The organism is Comamonas sp. BIGb0124, from assembly GCF_003752175.1.
Classification (GTDB): domain Bacteria; phylum Pseudomonadota; class Gammaproteobacteria; order Burkholderiales; family Burkholderiaceae_C; genus Comamonas_F.
The window spans coordinates 253,516-276,111 of the sequence record NZ_RJVF01000012.1; the positions used below are offsets into that span (position 1 = coordinate 253,516).

General features: G+C 68.3%; 17 protein-coding genes. 10 read left to right on the top strand and 7 right to left on the bottom strand.

Going from position 1 to position 22,596, the window contains the following annotated elements:
- Window positions 1-14 precede the first annotated feature (14 nt).
- The 3 genes from EC845_RS15635 to yaaA all read right to left on the bottom strand — a co-directional run bounded on the left by EC845_RS15635 (window position 15) and on the right by yaaA (window position 2,711).
- Complete coding sequence (locus tag EC845_RS15635) at window positions 15-977, bottom strand: alpha/beta fold hydrolase (protein WP_158615706.1); 963 nt, start codon at window positions 975-977, stop codon at window positions 15-17.
- Window positions 974-1,825, bottom strand: coding sequence for a 2OG-Fe(II) oxygenase (locus EC845_RS15640; protein WP_123299055.1), 852 nt, complete (start codon window positions 1,823-1,825; stop codon window positions 974-976). The genes EC845_RS15635 and EC845_RS15640 overlap by 4 nt, the downstream gene beginning before the upstream one ends.
- 97 nt (window positions 1,826-1,922) lie before the next feature.
- The gene (gene yaaA, locus EC845_RS15645; RefSeq protein ID WP_123299056.1) at window positions 1,923-2,711 is read right to left on the bottom strand and encodes a peroxide stress protein YaaA; all 789 of its coding nucleotides are present in this window, start codon (window positions 2,709-2,711) and stop codon (window positions 1,923-1,925) included.
- A 272-nt stretch (window positions 2,712-2,983) separates the two neighbouring features.
- Between yaaA and EC845_RS15650 the strand changes: the two genes are divergently transcribed.
- Window positions 2,984-4,441 (top strand): MFS transporter, encoded by a 1,458-nt coding sequence (locus EC845_RS15650; protein WP_123299057.1) that lies wholly within the window; start codon window positions 2,984-2,986, stop codon window positions 4,439-4,441.
- 107 nt (window positions 4,442-4,548) lie between these two features.
- On the opposite strand, the gene EC845_RS15655 is transcribed toward EC845_RS15650, so the two are convergent.
- Window positions 4,549-5,004, bottom strand: coding sequence for a hypothetical protein (locus EC845_RS15655; RefSeq protein WP_148077320.1), 456 nt, complete (start codon window positions 5,002-5,004; stop codon window positions 4,549-4,551).
- A 270-nt stretch (window positions 5,005-5,274) separates the two neighbouring features.
- Here EC845_RS15655 and EC845_RS15660 point away from each other — a divergent pair, with 270 nt between their 5' ends.
- On the top strand, window positions 5,275-8,184 hold the full coding sequence (locus EC845_RS15660; RefSeq protein ID WP_123299059.1) for a valine--tRNA ligase: 2,910 nt from the start codon (window positions 5,275-5,277) through the stop codon (window positions 8,182-8,184).
- A 446-nt stretch (window positions 8,185-8,630) separates the two neighbouring features.
- Window positions 8,631-11,006, top strand: coding sequence for a penicillin-binding protein 1A (locus tag EC845_RS15665; protein ID WP_233598114.1), 2,376 nt, complete (start codon window positions 8,631-8,633; stop codon window positions 11,004-11,006).
- A 118-nt stretch (window positions 11,007-11,124) separates the two neighbouring features.
- Here EC845_RS15665 and cyaY read toward each other — a convergent pair whose 3' ends face one another.
- Window positions 11,125-11,451 carry an iron donor protein CyaY gene (gene cyaY / locus EC845_RS15670; protein WP_123299061.1) on the bottom strand — a complete coding sequence of 109 codons (327 nt, stop codon included), beginning with the start codon at window positions 11,449-11,451 and terminating at the stop codon, window positions 11,125-11,127.
- Window positions 11,452-11,517: 66 nt separating this feature from the next.
- On the opposite strand from cyaY, the gene EC845_RS15675 reads away from it, so the two are divergent.
- Together EC845_RS15675 and lysA are read left to right on the top strand one after the other, a co-directional pair.
- A complete protein-coding gene (locus tag EC845_RS15675; protein WP_123299062.1) occupies window positions 11,518-11,709 on the top strand; it encodes a lipoprotein in 192 nt (63 codons plus the stop codon).
- A 91-nt stretch (window positions 11,710-11,800) separates the two neighbouring features.
- Entirely contained in the window at window positions 11,801-13,078 is a 1,278-nt protein-coding gene (gene lysA / locus EC845_RS15680) for a diaminopimelate decarboxylase (protein WP_123299063.1), read from the top strand.
- A 2-nt stretch (window positions 13,079-13,080) separates the two neighbouring features.
- Here the strand turns inward: lysA and EC845_RS15685 are convergent, their stop codons facing one another.
- Window positions 13,081-14,484, bottom strand: a complete 1,404-nt coding sequence (locus EC845_RS15685) for a PLP-dependent aminotransferase family protein (RefSeq protein ID WP_123299064.1) — start codon at window positions 14,482-14,484, stop codon at window positions 13,081-13,083.
- A 169-nt stretch (window positions 14,485-14,653) separates the two neighbouring features.
- Here EC845_RS15685 and EC845_RS15690 point away from each other — a divergent pair, with 169 nt between their 5' ends.
- From EC845_RS15690 to EC845_RS15700, 3 genes are all read left to right on the top strand, one after another.
- Entirely contained in the window at window positions 14,654-15,898 is a 1,245-nt protein-coding gene (locus EC845_RS15690; RefSeq protein ID WP_123299065.1) for a PLP-dependent aminotransferase family protein, read from the top strand.
- A 50-nt stretch (window positions 15,899-15,948) separates the two neighbouring features.
- A complete protein-coding gene (locus EC845_RS15695; protein WP_123299066.1) occupies window positions 15,949-16,584 on the top strand; it encodes a glutathione S-transferase family protein in 636 nt (211 codons plus the stop codon).
- Between the two features lie 115 nt (window positions 16,585-16,699).
- Window positions 16,700-17,638 (top strand): PhzF family phenazine biosynthesis protein, encoded by a 939-nt coding sequence (locus tag EC845_RS15700; protein ID WP_123299067.1) that lies wholly within the window; start codon window positions 16,700-16,702, stop codon window positions 17,636-17,638.
- Between the two features lie 46 nt (window positions 17,639-17,684).
- On the opposite strand, the gene EC845_RS15705 is transcribed toward EC845_RS15700, so the two are convergent.
- A complete protein-coding gene (locus EC845_RS15705) occupies window positions 17,685-18,470 on the bottom strand; it encodes a creatininase family protein (RefSeq protein WP_233598105.1) in 786 nt (261 codons plus the stop codon).
- A gap of 310 nt (window positions 18,471-18,780) precedes the next feature.
- Between EC845_RS15705 and EC845_RS15710 the strand changes: the two genes are divergently transcribed.
- Both EC845_RS15710 and EC845_RS15715 read left to right on the top strand, forming a co-directional pair.
- Window positions 18,781-20,034 (top strand): multidrug effflux MFS transporter, encoded by a 1,254-nt coding sequence (locus EC845_RS15710; protein ID WP_123299069.1) that lies wholly within the window; start codon window positions 18,781-18,783, stop codon window positions 20,032-20,034.
- A 246-nt stretch (window positions 20,035-20,280) separates the two neighbouring features.
- Window positions 20,281-22,479, top strand: coding sequence for a thioredoxin family protein (locus tag EC845_RS15715; protein WP_123299202.1), 2,199 nt, complete (start codon window positions 20,281-20,283; stop codon window positions 22,477-22,479).
- Window positions 22,480-22,596 lie beyond the last annotated feature (117 nt).

A 22,596-nucleotide genomic window follows, 5' to 3' on the forward strand; every position in this document is an offset into this window, starting at 1 on the left:
ACAAAGACCGTATTCTAGGAAGTCTCGGCCGACCCGGCCGGCACCGCAGGCTCCGGCATGCGTTCCCGGTCGGTCAGCGCCTGCAGGAACGCGAGCACCTGTGCGCCCCACTGCATGTATTGGGACTGCGGCCACATGTGGCCCATGCCCGGCAGCACCACCAAGCGGGCACCGGGAATGCGCCGGGCCGTATCCTCGCCGCAGGCCAGCGGCAGCATGGCATCGGCATCGCCATGCAGCACCAGAACCGGGCAGCGGATCTCGTGCAGGCGTTCGAAACGGGTGGTGTCGGACACCACGGCCATCAGTTGCCGCAAGGTGCCCTGCGGTCTCACGCTGCGCTGCACCGCACGCCGGGTCGAGGCCTGCAGCGCCTCATGCTCGAAGGGATAGGCAGGACTGCCGATGAGCGTGAACGCCCCCATGGCACGCGCCACCAGCGCCTGTTCGTCGCCCTGGCGTTCGGCCCGGGTCGCCGGGCGCAGGAAAGCCCGGACGACCTCGGGCTCCGGTCCGGGCAAAGTCGGTGCGCCACTGGTGCTGATCATGCTCACCAGGCTGATCACCCGGTGCGGTGCAGCCAGCGCCACCCGCTGCGCGATCATGCCGCCCATCGACGCGCCCACCACATGGGCCTGTTCGACACCCAGGGCGTCCAGCACGCCGAGCGCGTCGTGCGCCATGTCCTCGAGGGTGTAAGGCGGATGGGCAGGCAGGCCCAGCTTGCTGCGCGCACCGAACCACAGCACGTTGGGCGTGCGGACCCCCAGCTCGGCCATGTCCTGGCTGAGGCCGGCGTCGCGGTTGTCGAAACGCACCACCCGGAAACCCGCGGCGTGCAGGGCCCCGACCAGTTCGTCCGACCAGGCAATGAGCTGCATGCCCAGGCCCATGATCAGCAGCACCACCGGCCGCCGTGTGTCGCCAGGGGCGCTGTCCTCGACCTCGATCGAAACGCCGTTGGCCTGCACCCTCATGCAAAACGCCCCTGCCTGAGCCATTTGGTCGCGATCCATTTCTCGCCGCGCTGCACCGGCGCACCGCCATGCAGCGTCCGGCTCGATGGGTCGGGTTGGCCGTAGGCAAAGAACACGGCGTTGCCGCGTTTGGGTGCGACCTCCAGGCCGATGTCGGGGAAGGTGGTGCCGCCGCCCTGCTCGGGCTCGTTGAGATAGATCACCAGCGTCGCCACACGCTGTCCGCCGCGAGCCAGGATGCGGGGCGTACCCGGTTCGGCCGGATCGAAATAATCGTAGTGGGGCTTGTACTCGGCGCCCACGCCGTACCGCAGCACCTGCAGGCCTTCGCCGTTTTCCTCGGGCCAGCGCAGCAGACGCGCGATGCGCCGCTCCAGCCGGGCCACGGCCTCGTTTTCACCCCGGGAAAAGAACATGCCGCTGCTGGTGCGGTCGTCGTTCACTTCCTCGCCCCCGGTCTTGCTGGCCACCGTCAGCGAGCGCGCCATGCGCGGCGCGGCTGCATCGATGAGCATCTGGCATTCGGCGTCGTCGAGCAGATTGCCGAACACCACCACACGAGGATGGGTCAGGCTGGCCAGCACGTGCACCTGGCGGTCGCCGGCATCCACGTACAGCGGCGACGCCGAAAGGTCGGGTTCCGGCAGCCCCTCGGCCGGTGCAAACGCAGCGCCCCCGGGGGCCTGCACCGCCGCGACAGGCAGCCGCACGGCGTTCAGCGCCTGCTGCGCCGCCTCGTCGCTCCAGCCCGCAGCCAGCATGCTGGCCAGCAGCGCGGTCGGCGGCTGCCCGGCGGCGGTCTGTTCGCGAATCCAGTCCTGCAGTTCAGGTGTGACGATCTGGCTCATGTCCTGCGATCTCCTCGGCAACACAAAACGACAATCCAAGCGCCATGCGAGTCCCGGAAGTCCTCGCGAGTTCCTGCGTGCACCGCGTCCACTGGATTCAAGCGGCCTGCCGCCGGCGAAACACCAGCCGGTCCGGCTGCGAGACTTCGGGCGCAAACGCGTAACCTTCGAGGTCGAAGCCCTCGAGCTTGCGGGGCGTGGCAATGCGGTGCGTGGCGGCGTAGCGCGCCATCAGTCCGCGCGCCCGCTTGGCCAGGAAACTGATGATCTTGTAGCGGTCGCCCTTCCAGTCCTCGAACACGCAGTCGATCACACGGGCCTTGAGCGCCTTGCGGTCGACGGACTTGAAGTACTCCTGCGAGGCCAGATTGACCAGCACCGGCGTGGCGTCGGCCTGCAGGCAGGTATTGAAATACTCGGCCAGCTCCGACCCCCAGAACTTGTAGAGATTGCTCCCCCGCCCGGTCTCCAGGCGAGTGCCCATTTCCAGGCGGTAGGGCTGCATCAGGTCGAGCGGCCGCAGCACGCCGTACAGCCCGCTGAGCACGGCCACGTGCTGCTGCGCCCACTTCAGATCGTCGGCCGGCAGCGTGCGCGCATCCAGTCCCTCGTAGACGTCGCCGTTGAAAGCCAGCACGGCCGGCCGGGCATTGCGAGCCGTGAACTTGGGGGCGAAGGCCTGGTAGCGCGCCACGTTCAGGGCCGACAGCGCATCGCTCAGGCTCATGAGCTCGGCGATCTGCTGGGGTGATTTTTCCTTGAGCACGGCGATCAGTTCGCGGGTCCGGGCCTGGAACTGGGGCTGCGTGTGGCCCAGGTCGGCCAGCGCGGGCGGGATCGGGCTTTCGTAATCCAGCGCCTTGGCCGGGGACAACACAAACAACATGACAAGCTTTCCTACATTCTGCAACTGCGCTGATTATGGGCCGCGCCAGAGCCCGGTGCACACCCCCGACCCGCACGTCACGCGCCCCGTTGCCGCATGCCCGGCACGTTCGGCCGAATCTCTCCATAATGTGCGCCTACTCTCCCTGCCCTTGCCCAGTCCCAGCCGGGCGCCGTCCGCAGCCCGTGCTCTCCAGGTCGCTCCGCCCCTCTGCGCCGGGCACACCTGCCGAAGCCAGGCAAGGCCCGCCGGCGTCCGGCACGCCTCCGACCATGTCAATTTCCGCTCCCTCGCGGCCCTCGGCCGTGCCCTCGCCCTGGATTGCCTGGCTCGTCGCAGCCACGTTCTTCATGGAGAACCTCGACGCCACCATCATCACCACGGCCCTGCCCGCCATGGCACAGAGCTTCGGCGTCGAGCCGTCGCGCATGTCCATCGGCATGAGCGCCTACATGCTGGCGCTGGCCGTGGGCATTCCGGCCAGCGGCTGGCTGGCCGACCGTTATGGCCCGCGCCACGTCTTTGCGGCGGCCATTGCCATCTTCACCCTCAGTTCGGTCTGGTGCGGGCTCTCGGACAGCCTGGGCGGCTTCACGGCGGCCCGCGTCGCCCAGGGTCTGGGCGGCGCGATGATGGTGCCGGTGGGCCGGCTGGTGGTGCTGCGCGGCACCCGCAAGGCCGACCTCATCCGGGCCATCGCCACCATCACCTGGCCGGGTCTGGCCGCACCTGTGCTGGGGCCGCCGCTGGGCGGCTTCATCGCCACGCACTGGGGCTGGCACTGGATCTTCTTCATCAACATCCCGCTGGGCCTGATCGCCCTGGCTGCGGCCTGGCTTCTCATCCGCGACGGCGCATCCGAGCAGTCGCGCCGCCTGGACATCCCCGGCTTCGTCCTCAGCGCCATCGGGTTCACCGCCCTCATGCTGGGCATGGAATGGGCCAGCCATACCCCTTTCGAGGCCGTGCAGGTGTTCGCCGCGCTGGCCATCGGCGTGGGGGTGCTGGCGTGGGCCTGCCGGCATCTGCTGCGCAGCACAGCGCCACTGGTCAACCTCGCCCCCTTCCGCATCCAGACGTTCGCCGTCACCGTGGGCGGCGGTTCGCTGTTCCGCGTCGCCATCGGCAGCGCGCCGTTTCTGCTGCCCCTCATGTTCCAGTTGGCCCTCGGCCTGTCGGCCGTCGATGCCGGTCTGCTGATGCTGGCGCTGTTCGCCGGCAACCTGCTGGTCAAGCCCGCCACCACCGGCATCCTCAGGCGCTGGGGCTTCAAGCGCGTGATCCTGGTCAACGGACTGATGGTCGCCGCGGGTTTTGCCGTCTGCGCCGCGTTCACCCCGCAGACCCCCTTGCCGTGGATTGCCGTCGTGCTTTTCATCAGCGGCATGAACCGGTCGATGCAGTTCACCGCGCTCAACACGCTGGCCTTCGCCGACATCCCGCCCGCGCGCATGAGCGATGCGTCCACTCTCTCGAGCATGTTCCAGCAGTTCAATGCCGGCATGGGCATCGCCTTCGGTGCGCTGGCACTCAGCCTGGCCGGCCACGCGCTGGGCGATCCGGGCGGCGGCCCGGCCGGCTCCATCGTCACGCTGGCCACGTTCCGCTGGGCGCTGCTGCTGTCGGCCGCCCTCACCGTGCTGGCCCTGGCCGACGCCTTGCGCCTGCCGGCCGATGCCGGCGGTCAGGTCAGCGGGCATGCCCGCCGTCGCGATGGTCCGGCCACCTGATCCCGGCGGGATCCGGACCGGACGGCACACACCGGCGGCAGGTCGATCGCACGAGGCCGGCCGACGATCGGGACGCCGGCCCCGCCTGTCGCCGGCCACAGCCCCAGCTACCAGGCGTCGACGCCGTACTGCGCCTTGAAATCGGCCTCGAGCTTCTGGCACGAGCTCACGATGTACTTGTTGCTTGCCAGACCGTTGGCCTTGTTCTGCGCGGCCTGCCAGCAGCGCCGCACCAGCCGGGCCGCTTCGACCTGCTTGAGCAGTGCCGGATCGACCACCACCGGCGGGGCCGGCCGGCTCGGCTGCGCACCCGGCTGCGGGGGGACGGGCACGGCCTGCGGCGCCCGATCGGCTCCCGGCAATGGCCCGCCCTGCGGCGCAGACGGAGCCGGCGGCGAAGTGGACACGCCGTCGGCCGGCAGATCGCCCGGTGGCGCCAGGTCGCTGCCCGGCGCCGTGGCACAACCCGTCATCACGGCCATGGCCGCCGACAGGGCCAGCAGGCGCAGGGCACGGGCAACAAAAGACCGGTCTGCCCAGTGTGAATGTGATTTAAATGACATCGACTTGCACATCGGAAATTCATGGAAGCGAGCCGCCGGGGACTCCCGAGATGGAGCCGGCGATCGACAGAAAGTTCGGCAGCCCGCAGGGCCGCCGGACCTGTACAGACCCGGCTCGCGACAGTCTGGCGCCGCTGCCGATAAAATGACGGGTTCGCCCCGACACTTGCCTGCCGGCGAGGCGTGACTGTCCAGAAGCGGAATAATAGCCGCCCCACACGCCGCCTTCCGGCCCCGGCCCGGGCTGCCGTTTTCGATACTTGCCGAGCCATGAGCACCAACACGACCCAACCCGGGCTGGAAAGCCTGTCCAAATCCTTCGAACCCGCAGCCATCGAGGCCCAGTGGGGACCGGCCTGGGAAACGCGCGAGTACGCGCGTGCCGGTTACCGCGGCACCGGCCAGCCGCGTGCCGACGAGCCGGCCTTCGCCATCCAGCTGCCGCCGCCCAATGTGACCGGCACGCTGCACATGGGGCACGCGTTCAACCAGACCATCATGGACAGCCTCACGCGTTACCATCGCATGCGCGGCTACAACACGCTGTGGGTGCCGGGCACCGACCACGCGGGCATCGCCACGCAGATCGTGGTCGAGCGCCAGTTGCAGGCCCAGGGCATCAGCCGTCACGACATGGGTCCCACCCCTGCCGAGGCACGCAAGAACTTCGTCTCGCGTGTGTGGGAATGGAAAGAGCAATCCGGCAATACCATCACCGGTCAGATGCGGCGCATGGGCGCCAGCGTGGACTGGAGCCATGAGTACTTCACCATGGACGACAAGCTGTCGACCGTGGTCACCGACACCTTCGTCAAGCTCTACGAGCAGGGCCTGATCTACCGCGGCAAGCGCCTGGTCAACTGGGATCCCGTGCTCAAGACCGCCGTGTCGGATCTCGAGGTCGAGAGCACCGAGTCCGAGGGCAAGATGCACTACATCTGCTACCCGTTCTCGGACGGTCCGCAGACCATCGACGGCGTCGAGCAGAAGGGCATGACCATCGCCACCACGCGGCCCGAAACCATGATGGCCGACGGTGCCCTGGCCGTGCACCCCGAAGACGCACGCTACGCCCATCTGGTGGGCAAGTTCGTCGACCTGCCCCTGTGCGACCGCCGCATCCCCATCATCGCCGACGACTTCGTCGACCGCGAGTTCGGCTCGGGCTGCGTGAAGATCACCGGCGCACACGACTTCAACGACTACGCCTGCGCACAACGCCATGGCCTGCCGCTGATCACGATCTTCACCCTCGACGCCCGCATCAACGAAAACGGACCGCTGGCCTACCAGGGCCTGGACCGCTTCGAAGCCCGCAAGGCCGTGCTGCGCGATCTCGAGGCGCAAGGCCTGCTGCTCGAAGTCAAGCCGCACAAGCTGATGCTGCCGATCTGCGCACGCACCGGCCAGGTGGTCGAACCCATGCTCACCGACCAGTGGTTCGTGGCCATGAGCAAGGTCAGCGAACAGGATCCCACCGGCAAGTCCATCGCGCAGAAGGCCATCGACGCGGTCGCCACCGGCGAAGTCACCTTCGTGCCCGAGAACTGGGTCAACACCTACAACCAGTGGATGAACAACATCCAGGACTGGTGTATCAGCCGCCAGCTCTGGTGGGGTCATCAGATTCCGGCCTGGTACGACGAGGACGGCCGGGTCTACGTTGCGCGCAATGCGGAAGAAGCCCAGTTGCAGGCCCCGGGCAAGACCCTGCGCCGCGACGACGACGTGCTCGACACCTGGTACTCGTCGGCACTCGTGCCCTTCTCGTCGCTCGGCTGGCCCGCGCAGACCGAAGCGGCCACCGACGACTACAACCTCTACCTGCCCTCCTCGGTGCTGGTCACCGGCTACGACATCATCTTCTTCTGGGTCGCCCGGATGATCATGATGACCACGCACTTCACCGGCCGCGTGCCGTTCCGCCACGTGTACATCCACGGCCTGGTGCGCGACGCGCAGGGCAAGAAGATGAGCAAGTCCGAAGGCAACGTGCTCGACCCGGTCGATCTGATCGACGGCATCGAGCTCGCCCCCCTGCTCGACAAACGCACCACCGGTCTGCGCAAGCCCGAAACGGCACCGGCCGTGCGCAAGAACACCGAGAAGGAATTCCCCGAAGGCATTCCCGCCTATGGCGCCGACGCCCTGCGGTTCACCTTCGCGGCGCTGGCCTCGCTGGGCCGCAGCATCAACTTCGACAGCAAGCGCTGCGAGGGCTATCGCAACTTCTGCAACAAGCTCTGGAACGCCACGCGTTTTGCGCTGATGCAATGCGAAGGCCAGGATTGCGGTCTCGAGGAACACAGCGCCGAGCAGTGCGCGTCCGGCGGCTACCTGCAGTTCAGCTCCGCCGACCGCTGGATCGTCTCGCAACTCCAGAAGACCGAGGCCGACATCGCCAAGGGCTTCACGGACTACCGCCTCGATCACGTCGCCAACAGCCTCTACGACTTCGTCTGGAACGAGTTCTGCGACTGGTACCTGGAAATCGCGAAGGTCCAGATCCAGACCGGCAACGAGGCCCAGAAGCGCGGCACCCGCCGCACCCTGATCCGCACGCTCGAGACCGTGCTGCGCCTGGCCCACCCCGTCATTCCCTTCATCACCGAAGAGCTGTGGCAGAAGGTGGCTCCCGTGGCCGGTCGTGCAGGCGCCTCGATCAGCGTCGCCGACTATCCGCAGCCCAACCTCGAACGCATCGACGAGTCGGCGATCGCCGACATGCAGCGCCTCAAGTCGCTGGTCGATGCCTGCCGCACCCTGCGCGGTGAACTCGGCGTCTCGCCGGCACAGCGCCTGCCGCTGCTGGTCACCGGCGACACCGCCTTCATCGACGGCGTGGCCCCGGTGCTCCAGGCCCTGGCCAAGCTCGGCGAGGTCAAGACCTTTGCCGACGAATCGGCATGGGCCGCCGCCGCCCAGGCCGCGCCGGTCGCCGTGGTCGGCACCGAACGCCTGTGCCTGTTCATGGAAATCGACGTGGCGGCCGAAAAGGCCCGCCTGGCCAAGGAAGTCGCGCGCCTGACCGGCGAACTCGCCAAGGTCAACGGCAAGCTCGGCAACCAGGCGTTTGTCGCCAAGGCCCCGCCCGCCGTCATCGAGCAAGAGCACAAGCGCCTGGCCGATTTCACGCAAACGCTAGAAAAAGTGCAGCATCAGCTTGCACGCCTGGGCTGATCTCGCAGCGATCCGGCGGGATTGCCTCGACGGCGGAGCCGGCCCTGAACGAGGCCGGCTCCGCCGTCTTGCGCAGCACGCTGCGTTTTTTGCGAACCTCGGCCCGGTTTTGGTGTCGAAGCCTGTCGATCCATCCTCCCATGCCTGCCGCCCAGCACGTTCCCGGCGGGTGCGGGCGGTGTCGCAGCCGTGCATCAAACGGACGACGCGGGCATCTGCCCTACAAGGCCGCTGCCAGACACTTCCTACAATGCTGCTTCCCTGCCTGAGGGCTCCCAGCCATGAATCCCAAAGATCCCCAAGACGATTTCCATGCTTCGCCCGACGACCGCGACCCCTCGCGCCGTTCGAGCGGCAACAAGGCCAACGGCCGCAGCGGCGCTGAGCGCGCCGCGCCCAGGAAAGCCAAGAAGCCAGCCAAGCCGGCCACCACCTGGACCTGGGCCATGCGCGGCCTGGCCTGGGGCGGCGGACTGCTCGCCGCCGGCCTGCTCACGGCCGCCTGCGTGATCGGCGTGGCCATGGCCATGGCCTATCCCAACCTGCCCGACATCTCCGAGCTCTCCGACTACAAACCCAAGCTGCCGCTGCGTGTCTATTCGGCCGAAGGCAACCTGCTGGGCGAGTTCGGCGAGGAGCGTCGCCGCCTGGTGCCCATCGCCGAGATCCCCGAGGTCATGAAGGACGCCGTGCTCGCCATCGAGGACGCCCGTTTCTACTCGCACGGCGGCGTCGACTACATCGGCGTGGTCCGCGCGGCCGTCTCCAACCTGGGGGGCTCCATCAACCAGGGTGCCTCGACCATCACCATGCAGGTCGCACGCAACGTGTACCTGTCGTCCGAGCGCACCTACACCCGCAAGATCTACGAAATCCTGCTGACCTTCAAGCTCGAGCACCTGCTCTCGAAGGACCAGATCCTCGAGATCTACATGAACCAGATCTTCCTGGGCCACCGCGCCTACGGTTTCGCAGCCGCCAGCGAGACCTACTTCGGCAAGCCGCTCAAGGACATCACCATCGCCGAAGCCGCCATGCTGGCCGGCCTGCCCAAGGCCCCTTCGGCCAACAACCCGTTCAACAACTTCAAGCGCGCCCAGCAGCGGCAGCTCTACATCGTCGACCGCATGGTCGATGCCGGCTTCATCACGGCCGAACAGGGCAAGGCCGCCAAGGAAGAAAAGATCGTGCTGCGCCGGGGCGCCAACTCGGTGATCACATCGACGGGCAACGTCGACGACTCGGGCAACAGCCAGAGCGTGCACGCCGAGTTCGTGACCGAGACCGTGCGCCAGCTGATCTACGCCCGCTACGGTGCGGAAACCTACACACGCGGCCTCAACGTCTACACCACGCTCAAGTCGGCCGACCAGAACGCCGCCTACACCGCCTTGCGCGAAGGCATCCAGGATTACGAGAAACGCCAGTTCTACCGCGGTCCCGAAGCCTTCATCGAACTGCCGTCCGATCCCGCCGCGCGCGAGGATGCGATCGACCAGGTCCTCGACGACCATCGCGACAACGGCGACGTGCTGGCTGCCGTGGTGCTGTCGGTCGAGCCCCGCAAGGTGGTGGTCGAACGCAGCAACGGCGATCAGGTCACCATCACCGGCGACGGCCTCAAGCCAGTGCAATCCGGCCTGGCCGCCAATGCCCCGCCCAAGATCAAGATCCGGCCCGGCGCCGTCGTCCGCATCTCGCCCAACAGCAAGGACGGCTGGGACCTGACCCAGTTGCCCGAAGTCGAAGGCGCTTTCGTGGCGCTCGACCCCAACACCGGGGCCATCGTCTCGATGGTCGGCGGTTTCGACTTCAACAAGAACAAGTTCAACCACGTCACGCAGGCCTGGCGCCAGCCCGGCTCGAGCTTCAAGCCCTTCATCTACTCGGCCGCCCTCGAAAAAGGCATCACGCCCATGACGGTGCTCAACGACGCGCCGCTGTTCTTCGGCTCGTCGGTGACCGGCGGCCAGGCCTGGGCGCCCAAGAACTACGAAGGCACCTTCAACGGCCCCATCTCGGCCCGCCGGGCGCTGGCCAAGTCGCTCAACATCCCCACGGTGCTGACGCTGCAGAACATCACGCCGCAATACGCGCAGCAGTGGATCACGCGGTTCGGCTTCGAAGCCGCCAAGCACCCGGCCTACCTGACCATGGCGCTCGGCGCCGGTTCGGTGACCCCGATGCAGATGGCCGTGGGCTACGCGGTCTTCGCCAACGGCGGCTACCGCGTCAATCCCTACATCATCACCAAGGTCACCGACCAGCGCGGCCAGGTGCTGGCAGAGACCCAGCCCAAGCCGCTGGACGAATCCATGCGGGTGATCAGCGCGCGCAACGCCTTCATCATGCAGAGCATGCTTCAGGAAGTCACCCGCAGCGGCACGGCCGCACGGGCGTCCTCCACGCTGCGCCGCCCGGACGTCTACGGCAAGACGGGCACCACCAACGACTCGCACGACGCCTGGTTCGTCGGTTTCCAGCCCAGCCTGGTGGCAGCGACCTGGATCGGCTACGACAATCCCCGCAAGCTCGGCTCGCGCGAGACCGGCGGCGGCCTGTCCATGCCGGTCTGGATCTCCTTCATGCAGACGGCCCTCAAGGGCGTGCCGGTGCGTGAATACGCGGTGCCTTCGGGGGTCACCAACGTCAACGGCGACTGGGCTTACGACGAGTACGCCTACGACCAGGGCGTCAAGACGCTGGGCATGACGGACGGTCAGCTCATTCCCGACAACACCGGCACCACGGGCAACGAGTTCATCCAGCCCATGCCCTCGGGCGACGAACGCAACCGCATTCTGGACCTGTTCCGCAACTGATCGTCGACGTCGAAAGGGACCGGACACCGCTCGACGCGGCAGCCGGTCCCTTGAAGCCGGTCACGGCCGGCTGGATCGGATCGAGGCCGGGCAAGCCCGGCCCCGAGAGACCGTTCGCTCAGGCGAACACCAGCGTAAGCCCGGATTGCTCGGACGCGTAGCGGCTCAGATCGGCCAGGAATTCGGTGCGTGCCTTGGTGTCGCGCCAATGCGCGCCATCGAACTTGTAATGGAAACCGCCCGCCTTGGCCGCCAGCCAGACCTCGTGCAAGGGGGGCTGCAGGTTGATGACGATCTGGCTCCGGTTGGCGAACAGCAGCGTGATCATGCCGCCCACCCGCTGGTTGTCGATGTCGGCATCGGTTTCGTCGTTGATGCGGTCGCACGCGGTCTCGATCGTGTGCAAAAGAGATTCAGCGTGGTCTTGGTATTCGAGGTCGGTCATACAATTTCGATCATGTGTTCTTATTCACGCCCAATTCTATTCAGGGGCTTTGCCCTTGCCTTTTTCATGGTACTGGTCTCGGCCCTGGCCGGCTGCGGCCAGTCCGGCCCGTTGTACCTGCCGGACAACCCGCCGGAAAGCCAGAAACCGCGTGCCCAGCGCAGCGGCGCGGCAGCCCAGGTGCCTGGGCCGTCGACGGCCGTGACGCCGTCCGGCGGCACCTCGCCTGCCACCGTCACCCCGGGCACCACCCGCTAACCCTGTTCGCGCCCCAGCGCCGCCCCTGCACCCGCCCTGTGCAGACCGCGTGCGTCGCACGGCGCGGCGTCCCAGACCCATCCCGACCATCATGACCCTGCCCGGCCAACCCCAGCTCCACCTGCGCGACCAGTCGCTCTACCTCGAAGACGTTCCCCTCGCGCCGCTGGCCCGTGAACACGGCACGCCCCTGTTCGTCTACTCGGAAGGCGCCATGCTCGCCGCCCTGGCCTCCTACCAGCGCGGATTCGAGGGCCGCGATGCCCTCATCTGCTATGCCATGAAGGCCAACGCCAACCTCGCCATCCTCAAGCTGTTCGTGAACGCGGGCTGCGGCCTGGACATCGTTTCTGGCGGCGAACTCGAGCGTGCCCTGGCTGCGGGCGCCCCCCCCGAGCGCATCATCTTCTCGGGCGTGGGCAAGACCCGCGCCGAGATGACGCGGGCGCTGGAAATCGGCATCGGCTGCTTCAACGTCGAAAGCGAAGCCGAACTCGACGTGCTCAGCACCGTGGCCACCGGCCTCGGCCGCACCGCCTCGGTCAGCATCCGCGTCAACCCGGACGTCGACGCCCAGACCCACCCCTACATCTCCACCGGACTCAAGGGCAACAAGTTCGGCATCGCCCACGACCGCGCGCTCGACGTGTATCGCCACGCGGCCAGCCTGCCCGGACTCAAGGTCGTCGGCATCGACTGCCACATCGGTTCGCAGATCACCCAGCTCTCGCCTTACCTCGATGCCATGGACCGTGTGCTCGATCTGGTCAACGCCATCGAGGATGCAGGCATCCCCCTGCACCACATCGATTTCGGCGGCGGACTGGGCATCGACTACAAGGGCGACACGCCGCCCGAGGCCGCCACGCTCTGGCAGCAGCTCTTCGCCAAGCTCGATGCCCGCGGTTACGGCGATCGCCGCATCGTCATCGAACCCGGCCGCTCGCTGGTCGGCAATGCCGGGGTCTGCCTGACCGAGGTGCTCTACCTCAAGCCCGGCGAAGCCAAGAATTTCGCCATCGTCGACGCGGCCATGAACGACCTGCCGCGCCCGGCCATGTACGAGGCTTTCCACCAGATCGTGCCGCTCGAAGCGCGCGACGGCCGCACGGCTGCCACCTACGACGTGGTCGGTCCGGTCTGCGAGAGCGGCGACTGGCTGGGCCGCGACCGCCTGCTCGACGTCGAGCCAGGCGACGTGCTGGCCGTGCTTTCGGCTGGCGCCTACTGCATGAGCATGGCCAGCAACTACAACAGCCGCCCGCGTGCAGCCGAGATCCTGGTCAGCGGCAACGCCGCCCGGGTCGTCCGCCGCCGCGAGACCATCGAAGACCAGTTGCGCGCGGAACAGGATCTTTCCCAGGCCTGAGCCTAGGCGCGCAAGGCCCTCACATGCTGGGCGTACGTGCGCCAGAATTCCGCATCCTGCGTGGTGGCGAAATTGATGCGCATGTACGTGCTGGGCTTGCGTTGGGCATAGAACAGCGAACCCGGGGCCAGCATCCAACCGGCATCGAGCATGCGCTGGGCCAGCACATCGGCATCCACACCCGTATCGACCCAGCCGAACATGCCTGCCGGCTCGGAGACGAACCGGCAGCCGGCCGCGCGGGCGAGCTTCGCGCTGCGGCTGCGCGCCGCTTCCAGATGCACACGCAGACGCTCGGCATGGCGGCGCACCTGGCCCTGCTCCAGACAGACGGCCAGCGCGCGTTCCAGCAAGGCCGGCGTGGTCAGGTTGTTGAGCAGCTTGGTCTGGGTCAGCCGCTCGGCCAGCGCAGGCGGCGCGGCGACATAACCGATGCGCCAGTTCGGCACCAGTTGCTTGGCGAAACCGCTGATGTAGACCGAACGCACCAGCCCGTCGAGCGCCGTCAGCCGGGTCGCGTGAGCCGGGGCGAAATGGGCATAGGTATCGTCCTCGACCACATAGAAGTCGTGCTGCTGGGCCAGTTGCAGCACGCGGTGCGCCACGGCGGGGGTCAGGCTGTAGCCCGTCGGGTTGTGCAGCACGCTCACACACACGTAGAAGCGCGGCTGATGGCTCTCGCAATAACGCGCCATGGCCGCCAGGTCGGGCCCCTCGGGGCCGCGCGGCACCGGCAAGACCTGCACGCCCATCGCCGCCAGGCGCGCAAACTCCAGCGCCCAGCCCGGTTCGTCGACCAGAACCGCATCGCCGGGCCTGAGCAGCGTGCGCGCAACCAGGTCCAGGCCCTGCGTGGCCCCCAGCGTGGTGACGATCTGCTCCGGTTGCACGGCGATCGACACGTCCTGCAAGCGTCGCGCCAGCGCCTCGCGCAGCACCGGATCGCCCATGGGTTCGCCGTAATGCAGCGACAGCTCCTCGAAAGCAGGACTGTTGACCACCCGGCGCACGGCCGAGCTCAAAAAGGAGTTGCGCAACCAATCGGCCGGCAGCACACCCGCCCCGGGCATGGGCCGGTGCCCCAGCGGCTGCATCATCCCGCGCAGCAGCGCCGCGGCGTCGAGGTACGGCGGCGTCGCATCGCGCACATGCCTCACCAGCGCCGTGGCAGGCGGCAACAGGGCCCGCACATAGAAACCCTGCTTCTGGCGTGCCTCGATCAGGCCCTGGGCCAGCAACTGGTCGTAGGCGGCCACCACCGTATGGGGACTGACGCCATGGCGCCGCGCACAGTCGCGAACCGAGGGCAGCCGGGTTCCGGCCGCCAGCAGGCTGGCGCGAATCTGCCCGGCATAGTGGCTCACGAGCTGTTCGGTCAGACTCAGGGTTCGGGAACGGGTCAGCATGGCACGGCACTCATCGTCATGTTCTGGTGGCAGAACCGATACAGATTGTGGTTAATTCGCGAAAACTGTACTGGTCTTGTACTGGTATGAAGATTAAAGTACACCCTACAAATTGGCAAGCTCCCCGCATCGCTAACGATTTTCACCTGACTCCAACGGAGCACATCACATGAACTGGACTCTCTCGCGCCGTGCCGAAGGCATGAACCCATCCGTCCTGCGCGAAATCCTCAAGGTCGCCGAAAAGCCCGGCATCATCTCGCTGGCCGGCGGTCTGCCCTCGGCCAAGACCTTCCCCATCGAAGCCATGGCCGCGGCCTGCCAGGAAGTCCTCTCCAAGTCCGGCCCTGCCGCCCTGCAGTACGCCGCCAGCGAAGGCTACGAGCCCCTGCGCATCTGGATCACGGAGCAGCTTGCGGCCAACCAGGGCATGACGGTCGATCCCGACCAGGTCCTCATCACGACCGGCTCGCAGCAGGCTCTCGACCTGATCGGCAAGGTGCTCATCGACACCGGCAGCCGCATCCTGGTCGAAACGCCCACCTACCTGGGCGCGCTGCAGGCCTTCTCGCCCATGGAACCCAACGTGGTGAGCGTGGACTGCGACGAGCAGGGCCCGCTGCCCGAAGACCTGGCCGTCAAGATCGGCGAAGGCGCCGACCGTGCGCGCTTCATGTACCTGCTGCCCAACTTCCAGAACCCCACGGGCCGCACCATGAGCGCCGAGCGCCGCGCCGCGCTCATGGCCGAAGCCGCCCGCCTGGGCCTGCCGATCGTCGAGGACAACCCCTACGGCGAGCTGTGGTTCGAGCAAGCGCCGCCGGCAGCCCTGAGCTCCTACAACCCCGAGGGCAGCATCTACATGGGCTCGTTCTCGAAGATCCTGGCACCCGGCCTGCGCCTGGGTTACGTGATCGCCCCCAAGGCGCTCTACCCCAAGCTGCTGCAGGCCAAGCAAGCCGCCGATCTGCACACCCCGATCTTCAATCAGCGTCTGGTGGCCGAAGTCCTGAAGGACAACTTCATCGACCGCCACGTGCCGACCATCCGGGCGCTTTACAAGCAGCAGCGCGACACCATGCTGGCCGTGCTCGAGCGCGAGATGGCCGGCCTGGACGTGCGCTGGAGCAAGCCCGAAGGCGGCATGTTCCTGTGGGTTCGCGTGCCCGAGCACATCGATACCCTGCCCCTGCTGGCCAAGGCGGTCGAGCGCAACGTGGCGTTCGTCCCGGGTGCGGCGTTCTATGCCGGCACACCGGCACGAAACACGCTGCGCCTGTCTTTCGTGACCGCCAGCGCCGAGCAGATCAACATCGCGATCACGGCCCTGGCCGAAGTGCTGCGCGCGGAAATCGCCGCCCAGCCCAAGCCGCTCCAGGCCGCCTCGGCCGCCGAGCTCGACACCGTGGCCTGAGCCACGCCCGCCGCCATCCCGCCGTCGCGCATCACAGGAAAGCCCTCGCCATGCTGCACATCTGGGGACGTCTGTCGTCCATCAACGTCCGCAAGGTCGTCTGGTGCGCACAGGAACTCGGCCTGTCGTTCCAGCGCACCGAAGCGGGCGGCGCCTTTGGCCTGGTGAACACACCCGAGTACCTGGCGCTCAATCCCAACGCCATGGTGCCCGTGATCGAGTACGGCGATGGCCAGCAGCCCTACACGCTGTGGGAGTCGAACGTGATCGTGCGTTACCTGTGTGCGCGGCATGCCGCCGGTACGCTCTATCCGGAAGACCTCCAAGACCGCTTCGATGCCGAACGCTGGATGGACTGGCAGCAGACCACGCTGAACCCGGCAGGGCGCGATGCGTTCCTGCAACTGGTTCGCACACCCGAGGCCCAGCGCCAGCCCGCGTTGCTGGCAGCCTCTGTGGCCGCCACGGCACCGCTGCTCGACCTGCTCGACCGCCACCTGGCACGTCAGGCCTTCCTCGCCGGCGACGCCTTCACCATGGCCGACATCCCCGTGGCCTGCGAGGTGCACCGCTGGCTGGCACTGCCGCTGCAGCAAGATGCCGACCGGCCCGCCCTCATGCGCTGGTGGCAAGCCATCAAGGCCCGTCCGGGCGCCCTGGGCGTGCTCGACCTCATCCCCACCTGACCCTCGGCAGACCGCCCGCCTCCGGCAGGGGTCGCCCGCTTCCGCGAAGTCCGCGCCGAAGCATTCGCCGCGGCATGCTCGGCCCCCGGGGCCGTAAACGACAGAAGGCCTTCCCATGTCCCAGCAACGCCTCTTCAAACAAGTGGATGTGTTCACCGACCGTCCGTATTTCGGCAACGCCCTGGCGGTGGTCCTGAATGGCCAGGATCTGGACGACGAGGCCATGCAGCGGCTGGCCCGCTGGACCAACCTGTCCGAAACGACATTCCTGCTGCCGCCGACGCACCCGCAAGCCGACTACCGCGTGAGGATCTTCACGCCGGGCGGCGAACTCCCCTTCGCCGGCCACCCGACGCTCGGCAGTTGCCATGCATGGCTGGAAGCCGGCGGCCAGCCCCGGCGTCCGGGCCGCATCGTGCAGGAATGCGCGGTCGGCCTGGTCGAATTGCGCCACGATCAGGGTCGTCTGTCGTTTGCCGCACCGCCCCTGCGCCGCCGCCCGATCAGTGCCACATTGCTCGCCCAGATCGCCGCCGCGCTGGACATCCGCAGCCAGCACATCGAAGCCGCCCAGATCCTCGACAACGGCCCGGTCTGGCTGGGCCTGCTGCTGGCCGACGAATCGGCCGTGTTGGCACTGCAGCCCGATCACGAAGCGCTGCGCAAGCTCGGCCACAAGGTCGGCGTGTGCGCCATCAAGCCCGATCCGTTCGACAGCCGCCTGATCGCCCGCTCCAGCCGGGAGGCACGGGCCTTTGCACGGCCGGTCCCGGCGGTTGCCCCGGTGGACGCCGCGCAGGCGAACGCCCCCACGCTCGAGGTGCGGGCATTCGCAGCCCCGATCGGCGTGCACGAAGACCCGGTCACCGGCAGCCTCAACGCCAGCCTGGCCCAATGGCTGATCGAGGATGGCGTCATGCCCGAGCGTTATTGCGCCTACCAGGGCCAGTGCCTGGAACGCGACGGCCAGATCTTCATCGAACGCGATGCGGACGGCCAAGTCTGGGTCGGCGGCCATGCCGTGACCTGCATCGACGGGCACGTGACCCTGTAGCGCGCAAGCAGCCGACGGCGCAACGGCCGGTCTACGGCCCCGCGGCTCAGGGCTGCCGGGGCGCCACGGTATCGAGCGGCAGATCGCACAACTCGCCCAGCAGCAGCGCGAGTTGCTCGCCGACCGATGCCAGCAGCGCCTCCCCCTTGGCGGCGGTCGCCGCGGCCGCATCGCCTGCGGCACCGTCTGCGTTGTAGTCCTGCATCTGCCAGCCCAGCTTGGCGCTTCGCCCGTTGCCCAGGATGTCGAACCGTTCGCTGCGCACACGCGAGGCCGAATCGAAATCGCGGGCCTGCTCCATCCGCACGTCCTGCGGCCGTATGGCGCGCATCAGACTGGTCTCGATGTCGCCCGCATGCACGCCGAAGCGGTGCTCGCCCGCGCTGAACGCGCCGGTCGCCTGGGCATCGAGCGGCAGGTTGTACCAGCTGCAGCCGTACACGATCAGGCCGCAGCGCGTTCGCAGTTCGCGCGCGACGATGTCCATCACGGCGACATGCCCGCCATGGGCATTGAAGAGCAGCAGCTTGCGCACGCCGGCTCGCGCCACGCCTTCGCCGATCTCGGTCCACAGCCGCACCACGGTCTCGATCGACAGGCTCAGCGTGCCGGCAAAAGCCAGGTGCTCCGGGCTGTAGCCGATCGGCTGGGTGGGCAGGACCAGCACGGGCAGGTCGGCGGCGAGCCGGCCCAGCGCCGAATCCAGCATGGCGTCGGCCAGCACCGTATCGACCCCCAGGGGCAGATGAGGCCCGTGCTGCTCGGTGGCCCCCACAGGCAACACCGCCACCGTGCGCGCCGGATCGAGGCGTTCGAAGTCGCGGGTCGTCATCTCGGACCATTTGCGGGGCCCTGCGTGAGTGCGAGCGGAAGGAGCGGTTTGATCGGGAGACGCCATGGACTGCGATGTTACCGCTGCCGCCGGTCCGGCACGCCCAGCCCCCCATGCGTCGCGACGCCAAACCGGCGACAATGCCGGGTTGGGCGACCCGAAGCCTCACCGGCCGGCGACGCGATGCCCTGCCTCGGCGCCCTGGCGCCCGGATCGACGGCTACGGGCCTTCGCACCCGGCCTGGCCGGCCCCTTGCCGCTTCCTCGCCGCCGTTCGCGGCACTTTTCACCCCGGTTTACTCTCGCAGTCATGACTCACGCCTCCCTTACCATCGTCCTCGCCATGCTCACCATGGTCGGGGCGCTGGGCATCGATACCTACCTGCCGGCCTTTCACGCCATCGGCGCCGATCTGCAGGTCGGCCCGCTGGTGGTCCAGCAGACCCTCAGCGTCTACGTCGCCTGCATGGCCTTCACCATGCTGTTCTCCGGCACGCTCTCCGACTCGTTCGGCCGCCGCCGCGTGCTGCTGGTCTCGGTCATCGGCTACACCCTGACCTCTCTTGCCGCCGCGCTCGCGCCCAATGCCCAGGCGCTGATCCTGGTGCGTGCGCTGCAGGGCCTGAGCGCCGGTGCCGGCCTGGTGGTCGGCCGCGCGATGGTCCAGGATCTCTTCAAGGGCGCCGAGGCCCAGCGCGTCATGGCCACCATCACCATGGTGTTCAGCCTGGCTCCCGCCATCGCCCCCATCCTGGGCGGCGTGCTGCAAAGCCTGGCCGGCTGGCGCTCGATCTTTGTCTTCATGGCCCTCTACAGCGCGGTGCTCTGGGTGATCTGCCAGCGCGGCCTGCCCGAGACCCTGCCGCCCGCGCAGCGTTCGCCCTTCCACCTGAGGCAGATCGCCGCGCGCTACCTCGAGTCGCTGCGCCAGCCGGCCTTTGTGCTCATGATCCTGGCCATCGCCATGATCTTCGGCGGACTGCCGCTCTACATCGGCTCGGCCGCATCCTTCGTGATGGACATCCTGGGCCTGCCCGAGACCGCCTTCGGTTGGCTCTTCATCCCGCTGGTGGCCGGCACGGTGGCCGGCGCGGCACTCGCGCGGCGCCTCGCCCGCCAGGTCGCCCCCGCCAAGATGCTGCGGGCGGGCATGGCCGTGATGCTGGCCTCCGCGGTCGCCGGTGCCCTCTACGCCAGCATCTGGCCCGTGCGCATTCCCTATGCCGTCCTGCCCCTCATGTTCTATACCTTCGGACTGGGGCTGGTGATGCCCGCCATGGTGTTGCGTGCCCTGGGCATGTTCCCGCACATGCGCGGCCTGGCCGCATCCATGCAGAGCTTTGTGCAGATGATGACCTTCTCGCTGGTCTCCGGCTTCATTGCGCCGCTGGTGTTCCACTCCGCACAGCTGATCGCCATCGGCCACCTGCTGTTCCTGCTGCTGGGCATGGCGCTTTGGGCCTGGGCCATGCGCATCGCGCCGCCCCCCTCGCTGCCGCCCGGCGGCCCGGGCCAGCCCGGCGCGGCCGCCCCGATGGCCCCCGCAGCCTCCAGGCCGGTCTGAGCGCCACGATCGCCCGGCAGGCCGGCATCGGTGCAAGCCCGGCGATCTGGTCATAATCACACGCTCCATCTCGATCCGATCGCCGGGCCCGCCCGGCGATGGTTCCAGCCCTTTGCCCTGCCAGATGCGTGCCGGCGCGCCACACGCCGGATCGCCGTGCCCATGTTGTTGCACCTGCTTCTCGACGCCCTGACCGCCCTGCAGCCCCCGACCCCTGCCGCCTGTGCACAGACCGCCCGTACACGCATGCCCGGCCTGCGCCGAGGGCTGACCGGCCTCGCCGCCCTGCTCGCGCTGTGGGCCGTCCAGACGCCCGGCGCGTACGCCCAGTTGCCCGGCACTGCGACGGTGACCACCCCCCATGTCACCGCCGAGCTGCAGGCCTACGCCCCGCAGGGCCTGCAGCCGCAAGCCCCCCTGTGGCTGGGCCTGAGGATCGAACACCAGCCCGGCTGGCACACCTACTGGAAAAACGCCGGCGACTCGGGCCTGCCCACGGAATTCGAATGGCGTTTGCCCGCCGGGCTCTCCGCCGGCCCCATTGCCTGGCCCGTCCCGCGCAAGATCCCGGTCGGCCCTCTCGCCAACTACGGTTACGAAGACACCGTGCTGTTGCCCGTCCCCCTGACCGTGGACGCCGGCTTCCAGCCCTCGCCGCTGGGTACGGTCGATATCCGCCTGCACGCACGCTGGCTGGTCTGCCGAGTCGAATGCATTCCCGAAGAGGGCGACTTCTCGCTTCGCCTCAATGCCCGCAGCAGCACGGCCATCCATGGCGCGGCATTCGAGGCCGCCCTGGCCAGCCAGCCCCGCGATCTGCCTGCACACCCCGGCCAGCGTGTCGCGATCGATCCCGCCGCGCCAGCCGGCACGCTGGACATCGCGCTCGCCGGCCTGCCCCCTGCCTGGCAAGGCCAACGCCTCGAATTCCTGACCGAAACGCCCGAGCTCATCGAGACCGGCGCCGAGTGGCAGCAGCATTGGCAGGGCGACCAGTGGCTGGCACGTGTTCCGCTCTCGGCCTATCGTCAGGCCAGCCCCGACACACTCCCCCTCGTCGTGACGTTGACGGCTGCCGACGGCGGTCTGCAAGGCTGGCGCGCCGAACTGCCGATCCAGGGCGCCTGGCCCGCCGCCGTGGCCCCGGTCGCCGCCGCCCCGGCCACCGCGTCCCCCTGGCCCCGTCCCGATGCGGCGCAAGACCCGCTGCCGGCCGGCCCCGCGTCGCCGGCATCCTGGCCCGCCTACCTGGCGGCGCTGGTCGGCGCCTTGCTCGGCGGCCTGCTGCTCAACGTCATGCCCTGCGTCTTTCCCGTTCTGGCCATCAAGGCCATGGGCATGGCGGCGCATGCCGGCGACCGCCCGGCCCAGCGACGCGCCGGACTGGCCTATGCGGCCGGCGTGATCCTGTCGCTGACAGCCCTGGCCGCCCTGCTGCTGAGCCTGCGGGCCGCAGGCCAGGCCGTCGGCTGGGGTTTCCAGTTGCAGTCGCCCGGCGTCGTGGCCGGCCTGGCCGCGCTGTTCACCGTGCTGGGATTGCAGATGGCCGGGCTGTTCCAGACCGGCAGCGTGCTGCCGTCGTCGCTGGCCACGCGGCAGTTGCGCCATCCCACCCTCAATGCGGGCCTTTCGGGTGTACTGGCCGTGGCCGTCGCCTCGCCCTGCACGGCTCCGTTCATGGGCGCCTCGCTGGGCTACACCCTGACCCTGCCCGCCGGGCAGACCCTGCTGCTCTTCGCCACGATGGGGCTGGGCCTTGCGCTGCCGTTCCTGATCCTGTCCTGGGTTCCCAGGGCCGCCGGCTGGCTGCCCCGGCCCGGCCCCTGGATGGAAAACCTGCGCCAGCTCATGGCGTTTCCCTTGTTCGGCACCGTGGTCTGGCTGGTGTGGGTTCTGGGCCAGCTCGGCGGCGGCGACAGCGTCGCCGCGCTGCTGGCCCTGCTGGTTGCACTGGCCATGCTGCTGTGGAGCCTCGGCCGGCCCGGGCGGTTGCGCCTCCCTCTGGCCGCCTTTTCCCTGGCCGTGCTGCTCGCCCTGGCATGGCTGGTCGGCCCGACTGTCGTGCGCGAGGAGGCGCCCGCCACCGCCAGCACCCAGGTGCCTGCCGGCGGCTGGGCGCCCTGGAGTCCCGCCCAAGAGCAGGCCCTGCTCGACCAGGGCCGCACCGTCTTTGTCGACTACACCGCGGCCTGGTGCATCACCTGCCAGTTCAACAAGAAGACCGTGCTCGACGATGCCGAGGTGCAGGCGATCTTCCAGCGCCGGAACGTGGCCCTGCTGCGCGCCGACTGGACACGGCGCGATGCAGCCATCACGGCGGCCCTGGCGTCCCTGGGCCGCAACGGCGTGCCGGTCTATGTGCTGCACAAGCCGGGCCGGCCGCCGCACCTGCTGCCCGAAATCCTCAGCACCAACACCATTTCCCAAGCCCTCGCGGCCGACTGAAAACACCGGGCTGCACGGCGCTGCATGGCACCTTCCGGGCCGGGCGTAGGACAAGGCATCGAACGCGGCGCAGCGGCCCTAGGGTTAGCCATAGGCCCATGCACCGAAGCAGGGATG